The following is a 24,030-nucleotide window of genomic DNA, read 5'->3' as shown; positions in this document are numbered from 1 at the left end:
TTACTCACCCGTCCGCCGCTCATTCCGCTGCCTTCCCTCCGAAGAGTTCCGTCAGTTTCCTGCGCTCGACTTGCATGTATTAGGCACGCCGCCAGCGTTCGTCCTGAGCCAGGATCAAACTCTCCATGAAGTGTTTGACTTGCTCGTTGTTGTGACCGAAGTCACGATTGACGAAGCTTGCGCTTCATTCGTTTTTGTATTCCGTAGAATACGATTTTTGCCTCATCGTTCAGTTTTCAAAGTTCGTCGTGTCGTTTTCAGCGACTTTAATAAGATATCACGGAATAACTTAATCGTCAATCCCTTTTTGAAATCTTTTTTTCTTTCTCGTCACCGTTCAGTGCGTGTTGCCCTGTCGACATGTATTAATATACTATCTCGGTATAATACCGTCAATAGTTTTTCTAAAAAAACTTTTAAAATCTTTTTCCTTCTATATATAGCCAAAACAACATATAGAAAAAAAATAAAGCCGATCGTCATACGACCGGCTCATACGTTACGAGTTCGACCCCTGCTCCTTTAGTTGTTTGATAAGAAATCCTGATTAGACCTTTTCGCATGAAGAAATCAATCAGACTACTTAAATCCACTTTGACTTCTTGTAGTCGCTCTTCTTCCATCAATTCATACATCGTCCAAGGACTTGTCCGCTCACGCATGATTTCAAATAAATAGCGTCCTCCCGATAAGACCTTCGACTGCAGAAGATGCTCAAGTCCGATCAAGGCGAGGTGAATACGTTGATCTAATGTCTCTTCACTCATCAATAATTGTTCATATAGTTTATAGACATCCGGATCATCGAGTCGCGCTTGTTCCCAGACGACTGTTTCGGGATGTTTTCCTTTTTCCAGAACAGATAATCGCGCGAGATGATGTAATGCGTGATGGACGTGTGTATAGGCATCATAATGATGTCCGCGACTGAACAAGTTCCTTCCGTCTTGGAAACGACGCAAAAGTTTAGCGAACGAAATCGTCATCTGTAAACATCTTTCCTCATCAGGAAAGTTTAATAGCTGCCGTTTTAAATCAACTAAGTAATCATTTCGTTCAAAAACGATCGTTCCTTCTGCAATCCAGTGAATCGCGCGTCGATTGGCATTTAATAAAATCCAGCGTGATAACACATCTTCATGTACGAGGTGTAACGACACCTTTAGTGTATTCAGTCGATAATGTTTGATCGTCCACTCGACTTCTGGGTCTCTCGTGATGACGACAAGAAGTGTATCAAATTGATCCGTCAGGGAATCCCGTGGTTGCCGTTTCTCAACAGCAATGATCCCTTGTGTTTCACGATAAGCCGCGTACTCCGAATAAATCGTTCGTGTTGCTTGTTCCATGTACTTCTCACCCTTCTATACGAACTCGTCGTTACCATTTTCGACAAAAAAACAAGCTTTCCTTCTTCAGGCAATCCCACTTCTTATGCTAGACTGACAACAGGGGGAATTCACTTGAAAAAACATCGTAAAAATAAAATAAACCGAGCGCGAAACTTAGCTATGTTTCTCGTCTTCGGTGGGATGCTCGTCATGTATGGCGGTCTATTACTCAAACAATTTGAAATCATCATGGTCTTACTCATGCTTCTCGGTTTCGTCATGGTTCTCGCCAGTACGGCACTCTATTTCTTGATTGGTCTGACATCAACGAAGGCAGCTGTCGTCACTTGTCCGAACTGTGGAAAAGAAACAAAAGTCCTTGGTCGCGTCGACTTATGTATGCATTGCGATGAACCACTGACGATGGACCCATCTCTTGAAGGAAAAGAATTCGATGAAAAATATAATAAACACAATAAACGAGCTCCCCGCTAAGGCAGCTCGTTTTTTTATTGGACATTCGATTGACAGTCCGGGCAAGTTCCGTACACTTCTAATCGGTGACGATCGACTTTAAAGCCTGTTAAGTGCGCCGCAACCGTTTCGACATCATCGAGCACAGGATAGTTGAAGTCAACGATCTTTCCGCAATTTTCACAGATCATGTGGTAATGGCGTGTCGTAACGAAGTCGAAGCGACTTGAAGCGTCTCCGTAATTCATTTCCTCAACGATTCCCTTTTCTCGAAACACGCGTAAGTTATTATATACAGTCGCCACACTCATGTTTGGAAAACGATGTTCGAGTGCACGATAAATCTCATCCGCTGTCGGATGCGTGTGTCCCGTCGTTAAATATTCCAAAATCGCGTGACGTTGTGGTGTCATTCGAACGCCTGATTCCCGAAGTGACTTCACGGCGTCATCCAGCATTTCGTTAGCCACGTCCATCCCCTCATTTCTATCTTTCATTGATTATCAGATTGTAATCTTTATAAATAGTCTACCTACAAATAGGCATTCCGTCAACGGCTCTGCACCGGATTTGACGTCCATGATACAATCATATCGTGATATTTTTCACGAATCATCGATTGGAGGAATCCTCATGTCTACCCACACTACACGTCCTACTTCAGAGGCGTTATATGAAATCGCACAAGAGTGTATCGTTGGTGGCGTCAACAGCCCATCCCGTTCATTCAAAGCCGTCGGTGGCGGCGCACCTGTCTATATGGAACGCGGAGAAGGTGCTTACTTTTACGATGTCGATGGCAATCGCTATATCGATTACTTAGCAGCCTATGGTCCAATCATTACGGGACACGGTCATCCTCACATTACGGAAGCGATCACCCATGCTGCCCAAAACGGTCTTCTTTACGGCACACCACACCGTCTAGAAATCGACTTTGCACATAAACTACAAAAAGCGATCCCTTCGCTTGAAAAAGTACGCTTTACGAACTCGGGAACCGAAGCTGTCATGACGACGATTCGCGTCGCACGTGCGTATACGGGTCGTGAGCTCGTCGTGAAGTTCAGTGGATGTTACCACGGTCACTCGGATTTGATGCTGATTGCAGCAGGTAGCGGACCGGCGACACTTGGTTCTCCTGATTCAGCTGGTGTCACGAAAGCGACGGCAAAAGAAGTCATCACGACACCGTTCAATGATATCGAATCGTACCGTCAAATCATGGAACAATGGGGCGATCAAGTCGCTTGTGTACTCGTTGAACCGATCGTCGGAAACTTCGGTATCGTCGAACCGCAACCTGGTTTCCTTGCTGCGGTCAACGAAATCACGCATGCACACGGCGCACTCGTCATCTATGATGAAGTCATCACAGCCTTCCGCTTCACATACGGCAGTGCACAAGAGTTACTCGATATCCGTCCCGATATGACGGCACTCGGCAAAATCATCGGTGGTGGTTTACCGATCGGCGCTTATGGCGGTCGCAAAGAAATCATGGAACACGTCGCGCCACTCGGTCCGGCTTACCAAGCAGGTACGATGGCAGGTAACCCAGCATCGATGGCTGCGGGTATCGCTTGTCTTGAATTACTTGAGCAGCCTGGTGTCTATGAACAACTCGATCATCTTGGCGCCTTACTCGAACAAGGTGTGCTAGAAGCAGCAAAACGTCATGACGTCACGATTACGATCAACCGTCTAAAAGGTGCCATGACGGTCTACTTCACGGATGAAACAGTTATCGATTACGATGGTGCAGAACGTGCAGATAGCGAGATGTTCGGACGTTTCTTCAAATTGATGCTAGAAGAAGGCGTCAACCTTGCCCCTTCGAAATACGAAGCGTGGTTCTTGACGACGGAACATACGGAAGCCGACATCACAGAGACGATCGCAGCAGTCGATCGTGCCTTTGCTCGACTCTAAGTCTTCCTCCTAAAAAAGCAGCGACCCTCACGAGGATCGCTGCTTTTGTGTTATTCGACGAGTTCCAGATTTTGAATGGCATACAGTTCGAAATACGCACCCCGTTTTTGCATGAGGACTTCGTGTGTACCGATTTCCGTAATTTGACCATTTTCGATGACGACAATCTTATCGGCATCGGTGATCGTTGATAAACGGTGCGCGACAGTAAACGTCGTCCGCCCTTTCGCGAGACGCGCTAACGAATCTTGAATCATCGCTTCACTCTCCAAATCAAGCGCACTCGTCGCTTCATCCAAAATTAGAATCGGTGGATTCTTCAAGAAGACCCGTGCAATCGCAAGACGTTGTTTTTGACCACCTGATAACTTGACGCCGCGTTCTCCGACCGGCGTATGATAACCGTTTGGTAACCGTTCGATGAATTCATGGGCATTTGCTGCTTTTGCTGCCGCGATGACTTCCTCGTCCGTCGCCTCCGGATTCCCCATCTTGATGTTCATCTGGACCGATTCACTGAAGAGAATCGATTCCTGCATGACCATCCCGATTTGATCGCGAAGACCACGCAACTTCAAGTCACGAATGTCAACGCCGTCCAGTGTGATCCGACCGGCAGACACATCATAGAAGCGCGGAATCAAACTGACGAGCGTTGATTTCCCACCACCTGACATCCCGACGAAAGCAATCCGTTCGCCTGCCTGAACGTCAAGCGTTAAACGATCAATCGCTAGCTCGCCGCCTTCTTCATAAGCGAAACTGATGTTTTCGAACTGAACGTTTCCGCGGACGTCTTTTGGATCGCGTGCATTTGGTTTTTCTGTGATATCATACGGCTCATCTAAAAACTCGAACATCCGGTCCATCGAAGCAATCGACTGTGTCAACGTCGTTGAGGAGTTGACGAGACGACCGAGCGGCGCATACAGACGGTCGATATACCCAATGAATGCGACCATCGTTCCTAGCGACACTTGTCCGTTCAAGACGAAGAAGGCTGCCGTTCCGAAGATCAGGATCGGTGCGAAGTCCGTAATCGTCGAGACGACGACGTACGTTCGCGCATTCCAGTTCGTTTGACGAAGCGCGGCTTTTAAGAATCCATCATTTTGATGTTTGAACGCTTTGTTCTCGTGTGGTTCGAGGGCAAAACTACGAATGACCGCCATCCCGTTGACCCGTTCTGTCAAATGACCTTGTAGTTCCGCAAGGGCTGCCGAGCGTTCCCGTGTCAATCCACGTAAGCGACCATAAAAGAACTTAACGGCAAGGGCATAGAATGGTAATGGAATGATGGCGACGAGCGTCAATTTCGGATCAATCGTCCACATGATCGCGATCGCAATGAAAATCGTGATCATATCAAGCCATAAATTCATTAATCCCGTGACGACGAAATCTTTCGTCTGCTCGACATCATTGATGATCCGCGAAATGACTTCTCCGGTTTTCGTATTCGAATAAAATCGAAGTGATAATTTCTGAACATGATCAAACAATCGATTCCGTACGTCAAATAAAATCTTCGACGCGGACCATTGCGCGAGGTACTGACGAACATATTCGAGCGGCGGTTTGACGATCAAGAAGATGAAGACACCCGCTCCGATTAAGTATGCCAATTGTTTACTTTTTTCCGCCATCGGCATCGTGTTTCCGGTTAGGATATTATCGATGATGTACTTATACAACAACGGAAGTCCGAGTGGGATCGAGAACTTGATGATCCCGACGAAAACCGTCAGGAGAATCTGTTTTTGATACGGCTTGACGAACGCCATATAGCGGCGGATCGAGCCTTGTTTCTTACGTTTTGCTTGTGTTGCCACGTGTTTCACTTCCTTCAATTAAAAAAAGACGATGGCGAACCATCATCTCCGATATCTTGTTTCATATTCACGATACCACATATCCACGAAAGCCGGGTTAAATGGACCCTTCCGACTGCGGATCCATTGAATCAGGATTTGGACATTGTCTTTCAAAATACGATCGATCGCCTTCGGATAGTTCATCTCGCGGCGATGCTTCTCATACTCGTCCTCATCGAGGATCATGTAGGACATGTCCGGATATACTTTGATATCTAAATCGTAATCAATGTACTTGACTGCTCGATCTTTCTCATCGAACGTAGAAGGTGATCCAAGATTGCAGTAATAATAAATGCCGTCCTCCCGAATCATACAAATGACATTGAACCAGAGTTCTGTTGAAAAGTAACAGATTGCAGGCTCTCGTGTTCGCCACTGACGACCATCCGATTCACTGACCATAATGCGGTCATTGAACCCAATCAATTCTTCTTCCGTCGATTTCAGCACGAGCGTTTCTTCCCAAACTCTGTGTAAGCTCCCGTTATGTTTGAAACTTTGAATCTCAATCTTGCTACTTTCTTTTGGGAATCGACTCATGTGCTACTCCTTTCTAAAGCGTTTTTCTTCCATTCTGTTATACTCTCGTGCTTATTATACCCATTTTCAGAACGCATGAAAAACGAAAGGGTATTTTTTCAGAAAAATGACGGAATTCAGGCTTGAAAGTGATTCAAAATCGCATTTTTTCGTTGTTTGAACATCGGTTTCAAGATGAATGCTTCAATGATGAAAGCTGGCAAGAAGGATGCATACGTCACTTCATCCACGAAATAGACGCCAGATTCACGTTCTTCGACCCGATGCACATGGCACCATGCCCGGAATGGATACGGAACTTTTGTACCGACATCGACGAAGACATATTCTTCTACGAAAGGAATCCAAGACGTCCACGAGACAAATAGTGGAGGAACACCAACGCGCAGACGAATCGTATTTCCCGCTCGTGTCCGCGTATCGCCTGACGTCTTCACTTGCGGAAATACCGTCAATCGACTTAAGGCCTTGGCGTCACTTAAAAAATCCCACGCTTGCTCCTTTGATGTATCGACACGTGTCTCAAAACGAAAAGTATGCATTAGATCTCCCCCTTTAATAGTCGATCAATCTTCATTTGCGCGACAGATACCGGATGCTTCGCATACGTTTCCTGATCAACCAGTACCGTCTGGTCCGGCTGTTCCGTCACGCGATAAACGGCAATTTCCCAGATCCGGTGTGAAAAAATATGTCGGACGTGCCCGACAAGCGTTCCATTACGATCTTCTTCTGCTTCTCGAAGTGGGTATTGCCACATACCAGCAAGCAAACCGGTCTCCGCCCGTTGTTCAATTGCGATTTTTCCGTCTGCTTCATAAACAAGAGCATCATAAGGAATAATTTGCGTCTTCCCTTTCTTCGTCTTCACAGGTAGTTCTTCCTGTGCATTTCGATCATATGCAAAACAAACGTCTTGAACAGGACAGAGTCCACACATCGGAGACTTCGGCGTACAGACCATCGCACCGAGTTCCATTAGACCTTGATTGAAGCTTGACGGATCAGCCGGATCAATCAACTGATAAACCGCAGCTTCAAACAACTTTCTCGTCTTCGGTGCAGCAATATCTTCATAGATTCCAAGTACACGCGAGAGGACCCGCATCACGTTTCCGTCTACTGCTGGTTCTGCCTGTCCATAAGCAATCGACAGTACCGCTCCCGTCGTGTACGGACCGACACCCTTCAGCTGACTGAATAATTCCTTCTCATCCGGAACGATTCCGTCATATTTTTCAACAACTTCCTGAACCGCGATTTGAAGATTCTTGACACGGGAATAGTACCCTAAGCCTTCCCAGTGTTTCAGGACTTCACTCTGATCCGCTTGTGCTAAATCATGTGGAGTCGGAAAACGTTTCGTGAAGCGTTCATAATATGGAATGACCGTATCGACACGTGTTTGTTGGAGCATGATCTCACTAATCCAGATATGATACGGGTTTTTGGTTCTTCGCCACGGGAGATCCCGCTGTTCACGAAGGAACCAGGCAATCAGTTCTGTGGTAAATTGTGTTTTATTAAAGTTTGTGAAATATTCTTGAACGACAGTCAAAAGGTTACCTCTTTTCTCTTGGATACGATATATTTATTAAAAATTACTCGGCAGAACCTCGATGGATTCACCATCACGATTTTATAGAAGGAGCGAATTCGCATTGGATACTGGTACGCATATCGGCATGGGACTTTGTCTCGCCGCCATCTCGACGCTACACCCTGACGTCGCAGCGAGCACGACGATGTTTGCTGCCGTGACGACGACGGCGCTCGTCGGCTCACACGCACCGGACTTCGATACCGTCTTTAAATTTAAAGGAAACAGCGCCTACTTGCGTCAACACCGTGGAAAATCGCACGGGTTGATTGCCTTGCTCGCCTGGCCGTTATTACTTTCAATCGTCATCGGCACGTTGTTTGGTGTACCTCCGACTTCATTATGGCTGATGGCGCAGATCGCTGTCGCTCTTCATGTCTTTGTCGATCTGTTTAATGCTTACGGTACACAAGCCTTACACCCGTTCAAACAATCCTGGATCGGTTGGGGTGTCATCAATACGTTTGATCCATATCTGTTCACGATGTATTATGCCGCATTCGGGATTTGGCTACTAACGAGAGCGACGATCGTCATCTTCCCGATTTTGATCGCTATCGTCATCATCTATTACGCTGTGCAGTTCAAGTTGCGAAACGATGCACTCGCGACCGCTGCACGCTATTATCGCGGCGCCCATAAACTGTTCATCTCACCTGGCATGAAATGGGATGAGTGGCATGTCGCAGCACGATTACGCGATGAGTATTCCGTCGTTAAGATCAACAGTGGAACCGTCGTCGAATGTGGAAACTTCCGCATCAAGGACGAACCACACGGTGACGCCTTGTACGAAATCGTCAAACAAAATGCTGACTTGCAAGCGTTTCTTGAGTTCTCGAAGATTCATACGTATACGGTCTCACGAAAGGACGGCATTGTCGAATACCGCTTCACCAACCTGCGTTACTTCACGAAGGAAGTCTATCCATTCGTTGCCGTCGTCAGAATCGACGCTGCCACACAAAAAATCGTCAGCTCCTATACCGGCTGGGTCTTCAGTGAACGGACCTTGCAGAAAAAACTGTTCATCCCTGCATTATAAAGACAAAGCTCCGCGCAACGGAAATCCCGATGTGCGGAGCTTTTTTCATTCGACGTTTCGACCTGTCATCAAATGCTTGAATTTTTCGTTCGTCGTATTAAACCGGTGCAACATTGCCCCGTGCTGTTTGATCTGCTGCTCGACGAAATGAACCGCGACGGCTTCACCTTGATATTTCTCACCTGCGCGCGCGAGTGTCGCTTCGAAATCTTCCCAAAGCACTTCGACCCACGTCAATGCTTCTTCCGGGGTTAATACTTCATTTACTTGCAATAATTCTTCAGCCAGTTGCTGAAGGGCTTGTTCTCGATTCGTCATGTCTGTTCTCCCTCTCCTGTGAATAACGCGAGCGGAATCGCGACTTCCTGAGCGGTTCCTTCAAAATGTCCCCAGCCCATGACGCCATTGACGAAGTGTAACTCAAATCGTGCCTCTTCTCCTTCGATTCGGTAAAAGGCCCCCCGTTCGAATCGTGCCGGATCAATCAAATAACTTTTCGCAATGGCGATTTTCCGCGTCACGACTTCCACTTCACTGACGTTCCCGTGTTGCTCCGCTTTTCGTTTTTGTTCACTTAATTTCGTGATCAACATCTCAAGCTCGTATTTCGATAATTGACTCATTCGTGTCTCCATTACAAAAACTCCCCCTCTTCGTTTTTCAGTATAAACGAAAAGGAGGAGAAACTGGATGGATTAGCTTGATTTCAATTCAAGATTCCGCTTACTTTGTAACGCATACATTTTCGCATAAATCCCGGACGTTGCAAGGAGCACATCATGGGACCCGCGCTCGACGATCCGTCCATGATCGAGAACAAGAATCTCATCCGCATCCTTGATCGTCGACAAGCGGTGGGCGATGATGAACGTCGTCCGCCCTTTCGTTAACGTCAGCAAGGCATCTTGAATGACCGCTTCCGTTTCCGAATCAACGCTCGCTGTCGCTTCGTCAAGAACTAGGATCGCAGGATCGAACGCTAACGCACGGGCAAAACTGATCAACTGTCGTTCACCCGCTGATAATGTGGCACCTTTTTCGATGACTGGTTCATCGAGCCCGTTCGGTAAACGATCAATGAACCGATCCGCGCCGACGGCTTCGATTGCTTGTCGTACCCGTTCTTCTGAAATATCAGGATTGCCGAGTGTGATGTTCGAGCGAATCGTTCCTGTGAAGAGGAACGGATCCTGTAAGACGATGCCCATATGCTCACGAACCGCTTGTTTCGGTAAAGTCGTCACGTCCTGTTCGTCAATCAACAACTGTCCTTTTGACGGATCATAGAAACGCATCAATAAATTCATGATTGAACTTTTCCCGCTACCCGTGTGACCGACGAGAGCAATCGTCGCGCCAGGACGAGCATCGATTTGAATCTCACGTAATACGGGATTCCCCGCTTCATAACTGAATTCAACGTCTTTGAAGGTCACCGCTCCTTTAAACCGAGCAACGCGACCTTGTTCGACCGGCTCTCCCTTTTCGTCAAGCAATTGGAACATCCGGTCCGCTGAAACGAGTGCTTGTTGTAGCGGTGACAGCTGATTCATGATTTGGGTGACGGGTTCGAATAAACGGGACACGTAATCGATATACGCATATAAAATCCCGAGCGATAAAAACGATCCGTTCGTCAGACTTTTTCCGCCGACGACCCAAATCAACAAGGCGAGCGTCAAGTTTTTCAAAAAGTAGGATAGGTTATGAGACATCAGGGCATCGAGTCGTAACAACTTTGCCCGCGTCTGATAGTTTTCTTCGTTTTTTTGTTCGAATTCGGCAAGGACTTCCTTCTCGCGTGCATAAGCCTGAATGATCGGCATCGTCTGGATGTTCTCATTCAGTTGACCATTCATGTCGGCAACGAGCGAGCGGACCTTGAAGTTATTCTTCGTCGCAAGTTTCTGGAACAGCTGAATCCAAAAATAAACGATCGGAATGATGATCAGCGAGACGAGTCCTAAGCGATAATCGAGGAAGAACATCGCGACGAGAATCCCCGCCATCGTGATGATCCCTGAGAAGACTCGGGCGAGCACACCAAGATAAAGATCGCGAATCGTTTCCGTATCGTTCGTGACCCGACTGACGATTTTACCGATCGGTGTCTGATCGAAATAACGGACCGGTAACTGTTGCAGATGCGTAAAGACATCAAGCCGCATCCGTTTAATGATTTTATGGGCAGATCGCTGGAGCAAGATTTGTTGAATCCAGTTCAAACCAGCCGCTGCCAGCAGCAAGAGGACGTAGATCAAGGATAACCAGCCGATTGCTTTTAAGTCCTTTGAATAAAAATCATAGACCTGTCCTTGTGTCAGTTTTTGAATATTATCATACGTGTAGACGTCATCTCCACGCGTGATCGTCATCGTATTTCCATTGATTTTCCGCTCTCCCCCACTGACGACTTGTTTCGGTACGAAAAAGTAGCCGTTGGTCGTTTGGACGATCGAGACGGATTGAACAATCTGACTTTTCGAGACGTCTTGTGCTTTGGCGAACTGACGGCCGTCATAGATGACCGCACCGTCTGATTCAACCTCGACCCAGTCCTTTTCAATTGCCACGATATGTTCATCGATGATGACTTTCGCAATATACGGACCTGTCAATTCCGCTCCGACTGCCAGTACGAGTAGAAATAATCCTAAGAAAATCGCTTGTTTTTCATGCATCGCATAGCGGATCAACGAACGGATCGTCGTCTTCCGACGTGCCGGATCGAGTTGATATAATTCCAATTCATTCATGCAGAGGCACCTCCTTACATCTCTTCACTTTGTCGCTCGAATTGTTGAGCGTACCAGCCATTTTGTGCCATCAGGCTGTCGTGTGTTCCTCGTTCAGAAATCATTCCGTCTTGCAAGACGATGATTTCGTCCGCATGTGCCACTGCCGATAAGCGATGAGCAACAATCAATGTCGTTGATTGGTGACGGTTCGAGCGAATCGAATCGATGATATGTGATTCTGTTTTCGCGTCTACCGCTGATAGTGAATCATCCAGCAACAGCAACTCTGGTTTTTTTAACATCGCCCGCGCGATCGATAGACGTTGCTTTTGTCCGCCTGACAACGTGACGCCACGTTCACCGACCATCGTCTCAAGTCCTTGTTCGAGCGTTTCAATGTCTTTTTCAAAGGATGCGAGACGAATCGCTTCCTGCAATTCTTCTTCTGTCGCTTCACCTGCACCGAACAAGATATTGTCCCGGACGGATTTCGAGAATAGTAAATGTTCTTGTGACACATAACCCGTCCAACCGCGAACCGTCTCTAGCGCAACATCTTCATACGGTATGCCATTGACCGTCAGCATGTCCCGTCCAATCGGATACTCACGTAGGAATTGACGCAAGAACGTCGTTTTACCGGATCCGGTTGGTCCGACGATTCCGATCGTTGTTCCTTGTTCGATCGTCATATTCAAATCTCGTAAGACCGGATGGGCTGTCTCTGGATACGTAAACGTCAAATCGTTCATCTCGATCCGTTCAGGGCGATCGACGTGTTCCCGCGGTGTCGAAGCAATCAACGGTTTGACTCGCATCGTTGCTTCTAAGCGGTCAAGACTTGCTGTTCCGCGCTGGATGACATTGATCAATTCGCCAAAGGCGTACATCGGCCAAATCAGCATCCCGAGATAGATGTTAAAGGCGACCAATTGTCCGAGCGTGATGTCGTTCGTAAAGACGAGATATGTCCCGAACGATAAGCCGATCAAGTAACTAAAGCCGACGAGCAGCTTGATGATCGGTTCAAATAAGACATCGATTTTTGCGACGTGCATGTTTTTCTCAAAGACATCCGTCGTGACATCGTCGAAGCGTTTGACATCGACCGGTTCTTGGACGAACGAGCGAATGACACGCAGTCCGGAAATCGACTCGACAACCTGGTCATTCATCGTTCCGAATGAATCCTGGGCAGTGATGAAACGTCCGTGAATTTGACTTCCGAGCTTATTCATCGCGTAGGCGAGAAGTGGCATCGGTAACAAGGCAGCAAGTGTTAGCTTCCAATCGATCGCCACCCCCATGACGACGAGGGTGATTGCCGTCATGTTCAACGAGTCGACGAGCGTCAAGACACCAAATCCAGCTGTCCGCTCGACCGCCTTCAAGTCGTTCGTCGCGAGCGCCATCAAGTCTCCCGTCCGATTCTTTTGGTAGAACGTCGGCGTCAGTTTCAATAAGTGCGTAAAGAAGCGACTCCGAAGTGTCCGTTCTAATAAAAATGCCGTTCCGAATAATTTCGCTAACCACAGATACGTCAAGATGAAGGAAACGATGGAAATGACCGTTAATCCACCGACATACTGTAAGAGTGTCGTACGGTCCATCGAACCTGAGCGTAAACCGTCGATTACTTTTCCGATCAACCACGGCGGCGTCAAATCGATGAAGCCCGTGATAATCAGTAAGACGACTGCTACGAGGTAAGATGATTTGTGTTCTTTTAGAAACCAACTCAATTGCCGAAATAAACGCATGAGGGTCCCCCCTTTACTGTGAAATGAAGTGTTTTTTCCGAGCACGCAAAAAGGCATACGGATTTCCGGATGCAGTCCGAGAATCAGTATGCCTTGAAATGGGCATGATGCATTCTTGTTCGTCTGCGCGCTCGGGAGACGAATCCCCTTGCTCGCACATGAAATGAATTACTTATACGTGCTCAAGAGTCTCCGTCATATTCAGCTGTTGGATGTGTGTGAAACCAATTGGCTTTTTCATAGGACGGTTCCTCCTTTTCTTAGTCTGTGCGTAGAATAGCACAATTGTCGGATAATTGTCAATTTTTCGTCTTGCTTTTATTATTCCGCCTCTTCTTCTTTGATTTGTTCGAGGACTTGAGCTGCTAGACCGTACGGAAATCCCTTTCGGACGAGCGCTTGCTTCACCTTCTGTTCGCGTTCAAACGGTTCGAGTTGCCGGTACTTCGGATAATACTTGCGTGCTTGATAAAGTGCCGCCTGTTCTTCTCCGTCACCTTCTTCAGCTAAAAACACCTCTTCAATGCCCGCTTTAATCAAATCGGACGAGAACCCGCGCTGCATGAGTGTCATCTGTAGCTTTTGCGTCAATTCGCGTACAGAACGCCGTTGAAGCTCTTTTTGCTTTTGCCGCAAAAACTTCAGGACTTTTTCATATTCCTCTTCATCCGTAAACGTCGCGATTGCTTCATCAATTGCTGGCTTTGGGATCTTCAGTACTTCTAGATCACGGCGAATCTTTCCTGGTCCTTGTGGTGTCGTTGCTTTTTTCGTCGCCGTATAAGCAAGCGCGAACTGTTGATCATCCAGATAGCGTTGCTCCGTCAATCGATCGATCGCATGTTTAATCGCATGCTCCGGTGTCTCTTTTTCCGTCAAATACGTGACGACCTCACTTGTTGCCCGCATCCGGTACGATAAATGATTCAATGAGAGACGATATGCCTTCTGCTGTTCCTCAGCCGTCAGTACTTCCTTGACGAAGTCGTCATCGAGCTCCTTATCGCGTTGCAGATTGTATTTGATTAAGATATCCACATCTACGGCAAAGGCGTATTCTTCTTTGCCCTCACGCTCGACATAGATGTTGAATCGTTCGCTGTTCTTCTTCTGTGTCGAGATCCGTTTGATCTTCATGTCGTTCCCTCCCCTAACCTGATTCGGTAGTTCTACGATATCATGAACAGGCAGGTCTATGTTTGAGTGAAACCATGGAACGGGAACAAATGGAAAGAAGCTACTTTTACTTATTTCAGGGAGGATGGATTACATGAACATTGCGATTACCGGCGGAACTGGTATGATTGGTCAAGCCTTGACGAAGCGTTTACTAGATCAAGGACATCACATCTTTATCTTAACGCGTCATCCGAAAGCGAATGACGCGCAGGTCACATATATCAAGTGGATGACAGAAGACGCAAAACCGGAACAGCACTTAGAGGGCGTCGATGCATTCATTCATCTGGCTGGCGCTTCGATCAACGACGGACGTTGGACGGATGAACGAAAACGTGTCATTCTCGACAGTCGCGTCAGCACGACGAAGGAGCTCGTTCGAATCGTTGAAGCACTCGATCAAAAGCCGAATGTCGTATTGTCTGCATCTGCGGTTGGCATTTACGGACAAGATCGGCATCAAACATTTTCCGAAGATCAACCCCTTCCACCGACCGCTGACTTCCTAAGTCATGTCTGTGTCGCCTGGGAAGACCTTGCCCGCCCGATTGCTGACGCTGGCATTCGACTTGTCCATCCACGAATCGGTGTCGTCCTAACGAAAGCCGGTGGCGCTTACCCATTAATGCGCCTGCCCTATGTCTTGTTTGGCGGTGGAACGATGGGCGACGGAAAACAGTGGGTCTCCTGGGTCCACATCGACGATTTAGTCGATTTATTCATATTCGCACTTGAGACCCCGACAGTCGAAGGACCACTGAACATCACTGCTCCGCATCCGGAGACGATGCGGCGTTTCGGACAGACGATCGGAAAAGTCTTACATCGCCCTCACTGGCTACCGGCGCCACGCTTCGCGTTAGAACTCGCACTCGGTGAAAAGAGTACGATTGTACTAGAAGGAGCTCGTGTCATTCCGAAAAAAGCGCTCGAAAACGGATACAAGTTTCGGTATGCTGAACTAAAGGATGCATTGCGAGCAATCGAGCATTCAAACTAGTACAGGGGTGGACGATACTTGGATATCTTAATTCGAAATGCACATATCTATCCGATTACTTCGGACAGTTTTTACGGGGACATCCGCATTCGTGATGGGAAAATCATTGAAATCGGTGAATTACTGGATCATTTAGAAAACGATCAAGTCATTGAAGCAGAAGGTCACTTTTTATTGCCTGGTTTTATCGATGCCCATACACATCTCGGATTATATGACGAAGGTACCGGAACCGTCGGAAATGATGCGAATGAGACGATTTTCGCGATGACCCCTCATCTACGTGCCATTGATGGCGTTTATCCGCTGGATGAAGGCTTTAAGGAAGCCATCGAACACGGGATCACGACCGTTCAAGTCATGCCTGGTAGCATGAACATCATTGGTGGCGTCACGAGTGTCATCAAGACGCACGGACGGTTCATCGATGATATGATTCTTCGAAAGTATGCGGGTCTGAAGGTTGCGCTCGGTGAAAACCCAAAGCGTGTCCATAGTGCTGGTCGCGCCGGTGAACTGACACGGATGGGCATCATGGGGATGTTGCGCGAAGCCTTTCTTGAAGTTCGGACACAACGAGTTTCCGAAACGTTCGCTCATCAGATGATCAAACGGGTCCTTGATCATAAGATGCCGCTTCGTGTACATGCGCACCGAGCAGATGATATCCTTTCTGCCATCCGTTTTGCGGAAGAGTTTGATCTTGATTTACGTATCGAACATTGTACGGAAGGTCATCTCGTCGCAAAAGAAATGGAGCAATTGCCGATCGAAAAAGTAACAGTTGGACCGACATTCACGCGGAAGTCTAAAATCGAACTGAAGAATAAAACATGGGAAACGTACCGGATTCTTCACGAACATGGTCTTGAAATCTCGATTACGACCGATCATCCGTACACCCCTGTCCAATACTTGAACCTCTGCGCTGGTCTTGCCGCACGAGAAGGTCTACCGGTCGATATCGCCTTACGCGCGATCACGATTCATCCCGCCCGCTCGCTCGGTGTGGACGATCGTGTCGGATCAATCGAGACCGGAAAAGACGCGGATCTCGTCCTGTGGAGTCACTTCCCACTCGACTATTTAGCGAAGCCGCTCATGACGATGATTGATGGAAAAATCATTTTTGAACACGCTCAACTGAACTTGACTTAACTCCACCCCCGCCAGGTGTTTATTGCACCTTTCGGGGGTTTTAGACGCTTACGGAAAACATCTTGTTTTTGTATCTTTTTTCACAAAAATTATTTTCTTGCAATTTTAAAAAAAGAAGGTAATATTATCTTATCCGACAACTGAAGAAGGCATACCATGCGCGGTTCAAACGAGTCAGACAGGTAGCTTTCGACAATCATTCTTGCGGTCCTAAAAGGAGGAATGGAAGTATGCTCAAGCAACGGGAGCTGAGCGACTGCGCTGATTTGTTCGAACTGATGCAGCATCAAGACGTATATCCGTACGTCCGCCAAAAAACACGGTACTTTGATGAATTTCTGTTTACTACAAAGCAGGCAATCGAAGAGGAAGAACGTGGTGAAATCGTATCACGTACCATCCTAGATGAATTCGATCAACCGATTGGTACGATTAGTTTACTCGATATCGAAGGACAATATGGGTTTCTCGGTACATGGTTAGGTAAACCGTATCATGGTAAAGGATACAATCATTTAGCGAAAGAAGCATTCTTCTCTGAGCTGTTCTTCGAGCTTGTATATGAAAGTGTCTTCATGAAAATTCGCAAAAGCAATATTCGGTCACAAAAAGCAGCTGAAAAATTGCCGTATGCGTTCTGCGCGGATGAGTTGCGCCCTGCGCTTCTTGAGCAATTGAATGCCGGCGAGACACAGTTCACGCTATATGAAGTCTCAAAATCTAGTTTCCACATGTACATTCATGGTCGGGAGCTCGAAACACTATACGATCACCAACAACTCGAAGCATGAGAGCCTTGTCTCTCATGCTTTTTTGTGTCCACACATGCGCTTCTAAAGTTTGAAATGGTATGATAAATAAGAAAACTCATCTTTATGGAAGAAACACTTTCTTCTACAGGAAATGGAGCGAAGACTAATGCCAGAATCGTTTAACATTCTCGTAGTAGATGATGAAGCACAAATGCGTGACCTTCTCGTCTCGAATCTTGAAAAAGAACACTACACGACGATGACAGCTTCTAACGGACAAGAAGCGATCCATCTCATTCAACAAAATACATTCCATCTCGTTCTACTCGATGTCATGATGCCGGAAATGGACGGCTTGACAGCATGTATGCGCATCCGTGAATTCTCAAACGTTCCGATCATCATGCTGACGGCACGTTCGGACGAGCTCGATCGTATTCACGGTCTGAAAATCGGAGCTGATGACTATATCACAAAACCATTCAGCCCTCGAGAATTGCTTGCTCGCATCGAAGCGACTCTTCGTCGTTCTCATCGCTTTACAGTTGATCAATCGGCTACCCTGACGCTCGGCATGCTTGAACTCGACACTGAAAGTCGGAGTGTCCACGTCAATGGCAAGCCGGTCAGTCTGACGCGTAAGGAATTTGATTTGTTGCACCTGTTCGCTCAAAACAATGATAAGGTCTTTTCTCGCGAACAGTTACTCGATCAAATCTGGGGTGCGGACTATATCGGGAACTTACGGACGGTCGATACACACATCAAAACACTTCGCTTAAAGCTCGGGGAAGCTGGTGGCTCGATTCAAACGGTCTGGGGCATCGGTTATAAATTCGAGGAAGTATGATTAAGCGCTATACGATCCGGCGCCGGATTTGGATCACGATTTGGTTCACAAGCGTTTTTTCCGCCATTTTATTCGTCTTGTTGACGTTCTACCTCTACGATCGATTCTATCTTCAAACGCAGGAAGATATCTTATTGAACCGAGGCGAAAAGCTGATCAACATTTATGAATCTGAAGGATTATCTGGTGCTTTTTACGATGGAATGACTTATACGAATGAGTTGACGGAATCGAAAGTCTTCTTTATCGATTTCCTGAAGAAAAATCCAGCTGGACTGCGCTTTTTGACGAATGCGGATATCGAAGAACTTCGAAACGGTGAAACCATCGTCTCCAGTCGGACCCATCCGATTGAAGGAACGGATATTTTGATGACCGGATTTCCAATCATCGAAAACAATCGACTGGTTGGTACGCTGATCTTGTACCTGGAACTTGGGCAAATCAGTGAACCATTCCGCCCACTCCGCTTGATGATCTTCTTCATGATCGGACTGATTGTCTTGAATCTCGTCATCTTCGGACGACAAATCATCGATACGATCATCCGTCCGTTGATCGACATGAAGCGCGCCTCGACTGTTTATGCACAAGGTGACTTTGATTACCGGATTCCGATTCAATCGGACGATGAGATCGGAGAACTCGCAGAAACGTTAAATAAGATGGCGGAATCGCTCGGGGAAGTCGACGAGCAGCGAAAAGAGTTCCTCGCGAACGTCAGTCATGAATTGCGAACACCTCTCTCCTACATCCGTGGTTACACAGAGATGATGCAGGATGATTCGCTTGAAGAAGAAAAGCGTGCGCAGTATTACCAAATCATTGAGCGGGAAACGGAACGTCTGCAACGTCTCGTCAATGATCTGCTTGATCTCGCTCAACTCGAGCGCGATTCCTATCCGATGTCGAAGCAACCGCTTGTCTTCAGTCAAGTACTTGAAGATGTCATCTACCGGATGGAACCCATCGCCCAGTCAAAAGGAGTCACGTTCGTGATGAACCTCGATCCAGATCAAATTGTCTTAGGCGATACGGACCGCCTTGAGCAAGTCTTCGGCAATTTACTCGATAACGCCTTAAGGTACACACCGCCTGGCAAACAGATTTTCTTATCGACTGAAACGATCGGCGACCGGACGCATTGTCTTATCCAGGACGAAGGGGAAGGCATTCCGGAAGAACATCTTGATCGACTGACAAAACGTTTTTACCGTGTCGATAAATCACGGACGCGGAAAGATGGTGGCACTGGTCTCGGTCTTGCGATCACAAAACACATCATCGATCGTCATGATGGGACGATCCGGTTCGACTCCGTTCTTGGAGAAGGAACGACTGTCCACATCGAGTTACCGCTTCTTCCGGATGAAGAGGATGGATTCGAATGATGGAACAACATGTCATCCAAACCTTTGAACTCTTTGGACCGTTCGCTCCATTCGTTAGTGTCTTGGTCGGCGTCGTCGTCAGTGTACTTGGTGTCCTACCGAGTACGTTCGTCACCGCTGCGAATCTCGTCTATTTCGGATTATGGATGGGCACATTGCTCTCTTTCATCGGTGAAGTCTTAGGTGCGGTTTGTGCGTTTCTACTTTACCGAAAAGGACTGCGGTATGCCCTTCGTCGTCCGCTTCCCGATCGATTCGCTCGTTTGCAACAAAAACTGCAAGCACAACAAGGACGTGAAGCGTTTTGGACGATCATCTTGCTGCGGCTGTTACCGTTCATCCCGTCTGGCATCGTCAACATCGTCAGTGCCGCTAGTGGTATTTCGATTCTACTTTTCCTGACTGCCAGTACGATTGGAAAAATTCCAGCCATGTTAGTCGAAGTGCTCGCCGTCCATCAGTTCATGCAATCCTCGTCCATCGTTCAATGGTCGATTGCAGGCGTGGCACTCGTTGGTTATCTGCTATACCTTATTCAACAAAAACGAGCATCATCGATATAGAACTACAGATGTCTGAAAGGAAGTATCGTTCATGGAGTTAAGACGTTTTGGAACATCCGACCTACTCGTATCCCCGCTTGGGTTCGGAGCCGGTCACATCGGCGCAGAACAGATGACGGATCGCGAAGCAGTCTATTTGCTCGAACAAGCACGTGATCTCGGCATCAACCTGATCGACACAGCACGCGGCTATGGCTTATCGGAGCAACGCGTCGGACAATTTCTAAAGCATCGTCGGCACGACGTCATTCTGTCGACGAAAGTCGGCTATGATGTTCCTGGTGCGCAGGACTGGACCTTTGAAGCGGTTCATGGTGGCATCGATCAAGCCTTACAAACGATGCAAACGGATTATCTCGACATCGTACATCTCCACTCTTGTAGTCGAGAAGTTCTCGCCCAAGGAGATGTCATCGAAGCGCTTGAACAAGCAAAACAAGCTGGAAAAGTTCGCGTCATCGCTTATTCCGGTGATCGGGAAGACTTGACATATGCTATCGAAACGAATCGCTTCGACAGTTTCCAAACATCATTTAATCTGTTTGACCAACGTGTCGATGATGTCCTACCTACGCTTTCGAATCACGGAGTCATCGCAAAGCGTCCGATCGGTAATGCCCCGTGGCGCTTCACGGAGCGTCCGGTCGGACAGTATGTCGAACCTTACTGGGAACGTGCGCAACAACTCGCTTATCCCCTCGAAGAATCCAGTTGGCTTGAGACAGCGCTTCGTTTCACGGTTTTTGAGCCAGGAATCACGACGGCTATCATCGGCACGTCTCGACCAGAACACCTCGCATTGAATCAGCAACTGATCGAACGTGGTCCATTACCCGCTGACCGTGTTGCTCAATTAAAGGAACGCTTTGCTGAGTGTGACGCGACGTTCGGTTATTCCTCGCAAACATGATAAAAAGCCCGTATGTCCACTCGTTCAAGGAGTGCATACGGGCTTGTTACTTAGAACTTTTTCTTTTTCTTTTTTTCGAGCACGACGATTGCTTCAACGTGCGCTGTTTGTGGGAACATATCGTACGGCTGAATGTACGATACCTTGTATCCCGCTTTCATCAAGTGATCACAATCGCGGGCAAGCGTCTGCGGGTTACACGAAACATAGATGATTTTTTTCGCTTTAGACGAGATCATCGCGTTCAACAATTGTGTATCGCAACCTGAGCGTGGTGGGTCGACGATGAAGACATCTGGAATCCAGCCTTCCTTGACCCAACGTGGAATCCACGCTTCTGCCTTACCGACAACGTAGTGGGCATGGTCGAATCCGTATTGCTTCATGTGCGCATTGGCATCTTCAACGGCTTCTTCAATGATCTCCATACCGCGGACTTCTTTTGCTCCTTTAGCGATCCAGAGTCCAATTGAACCGACACCTGCGTATGCATCCAAGACACGCTCTTCGCCTGTCAAAGCAGCGGCACGCGCAATCTCTTCATACATCCGCTCTGCCTGTTCTGGATTCAACTGGAAGAAAGCACGAGGAGACAATTGATACGTGAACTCGCCCATCTCTTCTTCGATCCGTTCAACGCCACGCAAGACTTCTGTCTCTTCTCCGAAGACACGTGACGTTAACTTATCATTAATGTTCAGTGCGACCGAGACGACCCCCGGGATATCCATGATATCGCGTGACAAACCTTCTAAATCACGGAAGCCGTCTTTAAAGGCAACCAGTACGACTTGAATTTCGCCCGTTTTGATTCCTGTCCGGACGACGATGTGTCGCATGACACCGTCTTGTTTTGCTGCATGGTAAACGGGTACTTTATAATCGTTGAGCAGTTTCGTGACAGCTTGGTTGACACGAAGCGTATCTTTATTTTGAACGACACAATCATCAATCGCGACAAGACGATTCGAATTGGCCGAATAGAGACCGCTGACGATTTCATTCCCTTGTTTACCGACGACGAATTGTGACTTGTTGCGGTATTCCCATTCTTTCGAACCGATCGTCGGACGAATATCGGCTTTCTCGATATTCAATTTCGTTGATTTTAAGAAAGCATTGCGTAGCATCTCTTCCTTATAACGTAATTGTCCGTCGTAACTCATGTGTTGTAATTGGCAACCGCCACAGACACTATAGACCGGGCAAAGCGGTGTCACGCGGTCCGGTGAACGATCGTCACGCTTCAAGATTTTTGCATTCGCATAGTTTGCATGAATTTCCGTGATCTCGATCTGTGCCGTTTCCCCGACGAGTAATCCTGGGATGAAGACGATTTGTCGCTCGAGCGTCGCAATCCCTTCACCGTTGATTCCCATCCGTAAACACGTGACCGAACGGATCTCACCTGTCTTTAATTTGATTTTTGTTGCCATTGATTTCATCCTTTCCGTTTGTGCAAATGAAAAAGCGGTCTCAATCTACCGCTTTTTTCGTTTCTTCTTGTTCTTTCATATCCTTCGCATATCGAACGACCTTCGCCTTGAGTTGATCCAGTGATACGATCAGTCGTTCCAAATCTTCGATATCTGATGATTCATCAAGTGAATCGATTGTATGACAGAGAAGCTGCATTCTTGATTTTAGCACATTCATTTGACCAAGTTTATCAGTTCTTGCTTTTCCCATTATTCAGACTTCCTTTCTTCCGCTGGATTCCGACGTTATTTTAGCATACGATACGAAGTGGAGCACTAAAAAGGAGGAGTACCCATGCCACAATCATCACCCATCACGATCGCAAACGATCCGTGGGAAGCTTATCGTGACATTGAACAATACGGCACCGTCCGTTTGACGAACATCGAAGTCACGACGACAAAACTGTGTAACATGCGCTGTGAACATTGCGCCGTCGGTTACATGTTATCCAGTAGCGAGTCACCTGAAATCCCAGTCGAACTACTCATTCAACGTCTGGATGAAATCGAACACCTGCGTGCCTTCTCAATCACAGGCGGAGAACCGATGCTTTCGATGAAATCCGTCAAGGAATATGTCGTCCCTTTACTTAAGTATGCCCACGAACGTGGCGCTAAAACCCAAATCAACTCAAATTTAACACTTCCGTTATCCCGTTATGAATTAATCATTCCTTATCTAGATGTCTTGCACATCTCACATAACTGGGGAACAGCCGACGATTTCATCGATGGCGGCTTTGCGATGATGGAACGAAAACCGTCACGTGAAGCACGGACGAAACTTTTCGAGACGATGAAAGAGAATGCTCGTGTTCTGAATGCACGAGGTGTCATCGTGTCTGCTGAGACGATGATTAATAAACGGACGTTGCCACATCTTGAAGCAATCCATAAGGAAATCGTCGATATGGGCTGTGTCCGTCATGAAGTGCATCCCATGTACCCCGCTGACTTCGCGTCAATGATCGAAGCAGCTAGCTTGTCTGAAATCCGCGACGGGATCCACCGTTTGCTCGACGTCCGGGATAAAGACGTCTGGATGTTATTCGGAACACTTCCTTTCTACGCATGTTCGATGGAAGAGGCAGATTTAGAATTGCACCGTCGCTTGCGTCAGGAGAAAAACGTATCGGTCCGCAATGACCCAGATGGTCGTTCTCGTCTTAACGTCAACATCTTTGACGGTGAAATCATCGTGACCGATTTCGGCGACGAACTTGCTTCGCTCGGTACGATTCACGAGACGTCCTTCAACGATGCATATGCCCAGTGGCAAGAGACAGAACTGAATAAAAGCTTGTCGTGTCACTGTCCTGCTGTGCAATGCCTTGGACCAAACGCGCTTGTAAAAAACGCATATTACCCTGAGATTGATTTCACAAAACAATCCAGCCGGCTTTAAGAATGAAAAATAGGTTTTGAACGATGGCGTCCCGGGAAAAATGT

At 47.2% G+C, this 24,030-nt stretch carries 24 protein-coding genes and 1 rRNA gene; 11 read left to right on the top strand and 14 right to left on the bottom strand.

From position 1 onward, the window contains the following. Together ACZGCQ_RS15950 and ACZGCQ_RS15945 are read right to left on the bottom strand one after the other, a co-directional pair. Positions 1 to 130 (bottom strand): 16S ribosomal RNA (locus ACZGCQ_RS15950); the annotation flags it as partial. A gap of 349 nt (positions 131 to 479) precedes the next feature. Beyond that, positions 480 to 1,349, bottom strand: coding sequence for a nucleotidyltransferase-like protein (locus ACZGCQ_RS15945; RefSeq protein WP_035398755.1), 870 nt, complete (start codon positions 1,347 to 1,349; stop codon positions 480 to 482). Between the two features lie 114 nt (positions 1,350 to 1,463). On the opposite strand from ACZGCQ_RS15945, the gene ACZGCQ_RS15940 reads away from it, so the two are divergent. Next, positions 1,464 to 1,826, top strand: a complete 363-nt coding sequence (locus ACZGCQ_RS15940) for a DUF2614 family zinc ribbon-containing protein (RefSeq protein ID WP_481266829.1) — start codon at positions 1,464 to 1,466, stop codon at positions 1,824 to 1,826. A 14-nt stretch (positions 1,827 to 1,840) separates the two neighbouring features. On the opposite strand, the gene perR is transcribed toward ACZGCQ_RS15940, so the two are convergent. Then, complete coding sequence (perR, locus tag ACZGCQ_RS15935; RefSeq protein WP_369792039.1) at positions 1,841 to 2,263, bottom strand: peroxide-responsive transcriptional repressor PerR; 423 nt, start codon at positions 2,261 to 2,263, stop codon at positions 1,841 to 1,843. Positions 2,264 to 2,438: 175 nt separating this feature from the next. On the opposite strand from perR, the gene ACZGCQ_RS15930 reads away from it, so the two are divergent. Continuing rightward, entirely contained in the window at positions 2,439 to 3,737 is a 1,299-nt protein-coding gene (locus tag ACZGCQ_RS15930) for a glutamate-1-semialdehyde 2,1-aminomutase (protein ID WP_023467313.1), read from the top strand. 50 nt (positions 3,738 to 3,787) lie between these two features. Here ACZGCQ_RS15930 and ACZGCQ_RS15925 read toward each other — a convergent pair whose 3' ends face one another. The 4 genes from ACZGCQ_RS15925 to mutY all read right to left on the bottom strand — a co-directional run bounded on the left by ACZGCQ_RS15925 (position 3,788) and on the right by mutY (position 7,712). Further along, positions 3,788 to 5,521 carry an ABC transporter ATP-binding protein gene (locus ACZGCQ_RS15925; RefSeq protein ID WP_047395203.1) on the bottom strand — a complete coding sequence of 578 codons (1,734 nt, stop codon included), beginning with the start codon at positions 5,519 to 5,521 and terminating at the stop codon, positions 3,788 to 3,790. A 90-nt stretch (positions 5,522 to 5,611) separates the two neighbouring features. After that, the gene (gene ntdP, locus ACZGCQ_RS15920; RefSeq protein ID WP_023467311.1) at positions 5,612 to 6,154 is read right to left on the bottom strand and encodes a nucleoside tri-diphosphate phosphatase; all 543 of its coding nucleotides are present in this window, start codon (positions 6,152 to 6,154) and stop codon (positions 5,612 to 5,614) included. A 116-nt stretch (positions 6,155 to 6,270) separates the two neighbouring features. Further along, complete coding sequence (locus tag ACZGCQ_RS15915) at positions 6,271 to 6,696, bottom strand: SRPBCC family protein (protein WP_029340908.1); 426 nt, start codon at positions 6,694 to 6,696, stop codon at positions 6,271 to 6,273. After that, positions 6,696 to 7,712 (bottom strand): A/G-specific adenine glycosylase, encoded by a 1,017-nt coding sequence (gene mutY / locus ACZGCQ_RS15910; protein WP_481266828.1) that lies wholly within the window; start codon positions 7,710 to 7,712, stop codon positions 6,696 to 6,698. Before mutY ends, ACZGCQ_RS15915 begins: the two co-directional genes overlap by 1 nt. A 103-nt stretch (positions 7,713 to 7,815) precedes the next feature. Between mutY and ACZGCQ_RS15905 the strand changes: the two genes are divergently transcribed. Beyond that, positions 7,816 to 8,799, top strand: coding sequence for a metal-dependent hydrolase (locus tag ACZGCQ_RS15905; protein WP_481266827.1), 984 nt, complete (start codon positions 7,816 to 7,818; stop codon positions 8,797 to 8,799). A 45-nt stretch (positions 8,800 to 8,844) separates the two neighbouring features. Here ACZGCQ_RS15905 and ACZGCQ_RS15900 read toward each other — a convergent pair whose 3' ends face one another. From ACZGCQ_RS15900 to ACZGCQ_RS15880, 5 genes are all read right to left on the bottom strand, one after another. Continuing rightward, the gene (locus ACZGCQ_RS15900; RefSeq protein ID WP_023467307.1) at positions 8,845 to 9,117 is read right to left on the bottom strand and encodes a YfhJ family protein; all 273 of its coding nucleotides are present in this window, start codon (positions 9,115 to 9,117) and stop codon (positions 8,845 to 8,847) included. After that, positions 9,114 to 9,434 (bottom strand): DUF1811 family protein, encoded by a 321-nt coding sequence (locus tag ACZGCQ_RS15895; protein ID WP_023467306.1) that lies wholly within the window; start codon positions 9,432 to 9,434, stop codon positions 9,114 to 9,116. The genes ACZGCQ_RS15900 and ACZGCQ_RS15895 overlap by 4 nt, the downstream gene beginning before the upstream one ends. A gap of 60 nt (positions 9,435 to 9,494) precedes the next feature. Continuing rightward, positions 9,495 to 11,555, bottom strand: a complete 2,061-nt coding sequence (locus tag ACZGCQ_RS15890) for an ABC transporter ATP-binding protein (RefSeq protein WP_481266826.1) — start codon at positions 11,553 to 11,555, stop codon at positions 9,495 to 9,497. 14 nt (positions 11,556 to 11,569) lie between these two features. Further along, entirely contained in the window at positions 11,570 to 13,297 is a 1,728-nt protein-coding gene (locus tag ACZGCQ_RS15885) for an ABC transporter ATP-binding protein (RefSeq protein ID WP_029340903.1), read from the bottom strand. A 321-nt stretch (positions 13,298 to 13,618) separates the two neighbouring features. Then, on the bottom strand, positions 13,619 to 14,434 hold the full coding sequence (locus ACZGCQ_RS15880; RefSeq protein WP_481266825.1) for a RecX family transcriptional regulator: 816 nt from the start codon (positions 14,432 to 14,434) through the stop codon (positions 13,619 to 13,621). A gap of 133 nt (positions 14,435 to 14,567) precedes the next feature. Here ACZGCQ_RS15880 and ACZGCQ_RS15875 point away from each other — a divergent pair, with 133 nt between their 5' ends. The 7 genes from ACZGCQ_RS15875 (at position 14,568) to ACZGCQ_RS15845 (ending at position 21,100) form a co-directional block, all read left to right on the top strand. Next, positions 14,568 to 15,476 carry a TIGR01777 family oxidoreductase gene (locus tag ACZGCQ_RS15875; protein WP_481266824.1) on the top strand — a complete coding sequence of 303 codons (909 nt, stop codon included), beginning with the start codon at positions 14,568 to 14,570 and terminating at the stop codon, positions 15,474 to 15,476. Between the two features lie 18 nt (positions 15,477 to 15,494). Next, positions 15,495 to 16,634 (top strand): amidohydrolase, encoded by a 1,140-nt coding sequence (locus ACZGCQ_RS15870; RefSeq protein ID WP_481266823.1) that lies wholly within the window; start codon positions 15,495 to 15,497, stop codon positions 16,632 to 16,634. A gap of 230 nt (positions 16,635 to 16,864) precedes the next feature. Then, a complete protein-coding gene (locus ACZGCQ_RS15865) occupies positions 16,865 to 17,425 on the top strand; it encodes a GNAT family N-acetyltransferase (protein ID WP_481266822.1) in 561 nt (186 codons plus the stop codon). Between the two features lie 127 nt (positions 17,426 to 17,552). After that, positions 17,553 to 18,236, top strand: coding sequence for a response regulator transcription factor (locus tag ACZGCQ_RS15860; protein ID WP_023467299.1), 684 nt, complete (start codon positions 17,553 to 17,555; stop codon positions 18,234 to 18,236). Then, positions 18,233 to 19,627: a sensor histidine kinase gene (locus tag ACZGCQ_RS15855; protein WP_051656219.1), complete on the top strand. Its 1,395-nt coding sequence runs from the start codon at positions 18,233 to 18,235 to the stop codon at positions 19,625 to 19,627. The genes ACZGCQ_RS15860 and ACZGCQ_RS15855 overlap by 4 nt, the downstream gene beginning before the upstream one ends. After that, positions 19,624 to 20,190, top strand: a complete 567-nt coding sequence (locus ACZGCQ_RS15850) for a TVP38/TMEM64 family protein (protein ID WP_481266821.1) — start codon at positions 19,624 to 19,626, stop codon at positions 20,188 to 20,190. Before ACZGCQ_RS15855 ends, ACZGCQ_RS15850 begins: the two co-directional genes overlap by 4 nt. Positions 20,191 to 20,221: 31 nt before the next feature. Further along, a complete protein-coding gene (locus ACZGCQ_RS15845; RefSeq protein ID WP_481266820.1) occupies positions 20,222 to 21,100 on the top strand; it encodes an aldo/keto reductase in 879 nt (292 codons plus the stop codon). A 50-nt stretch (positions 21,101 to 21,150) separates the two neighbouring features. Here the strand turns inward: ACZGCQ_RS15845 and rlmD are convergent, their stop codons facing one another. Beyond that, entirely contained in the window at positions 21,151 to 22,536 is a 1,386-nt protein-coding gene (gene rlmD / locus ACZGCQ_RS15840) for a 23S rRNA (uracil(1939)-C(5))-methyltransferase RlmD (protein ID WP_481266819.1), read from the bottom strand. 40 nt (positions 22,537 to 22,576) lie between these two features. Beyond that, entirely contained in the window at positions 22,577 to 22,789 is a 213-nt protein-coding gene (locus tag ACZGCQ_RS15835) for an SE1561 family protein (RefSeq protein WP_023467294.1), read from the bottom strand. Between the two features lie 84 nt (positions 22,790 to 22,873). Here ACZGCQ_RS15835 and yfkAB point away from each other — a divergent pair, with 84 nt between their 5' ends. Then, positions 22,874 to 23,986, top strand: coding sequence for a radical SAM/CxCxxxxC motif protein YfkAB (yfkAB, locus tag ACZGCQ_RS15830; protein WP_029340895.1), 1,113 nt, complete (start codon positions 22,874 to 22,876; stop codon positions 23,984 to 23,986). The last annotated feature ends 44 nt before the right edge of the window (positions 23,987 to 24,030 follow it).

Source organism: Exiguobacterium sp. HSB13, from assembly GCF_056764755.1.
The sequence above is the reverse complement of the archived record's forward strand: the minus strand, read 5'-3'. Positions and strand labels throughout refer to the sequence as shown.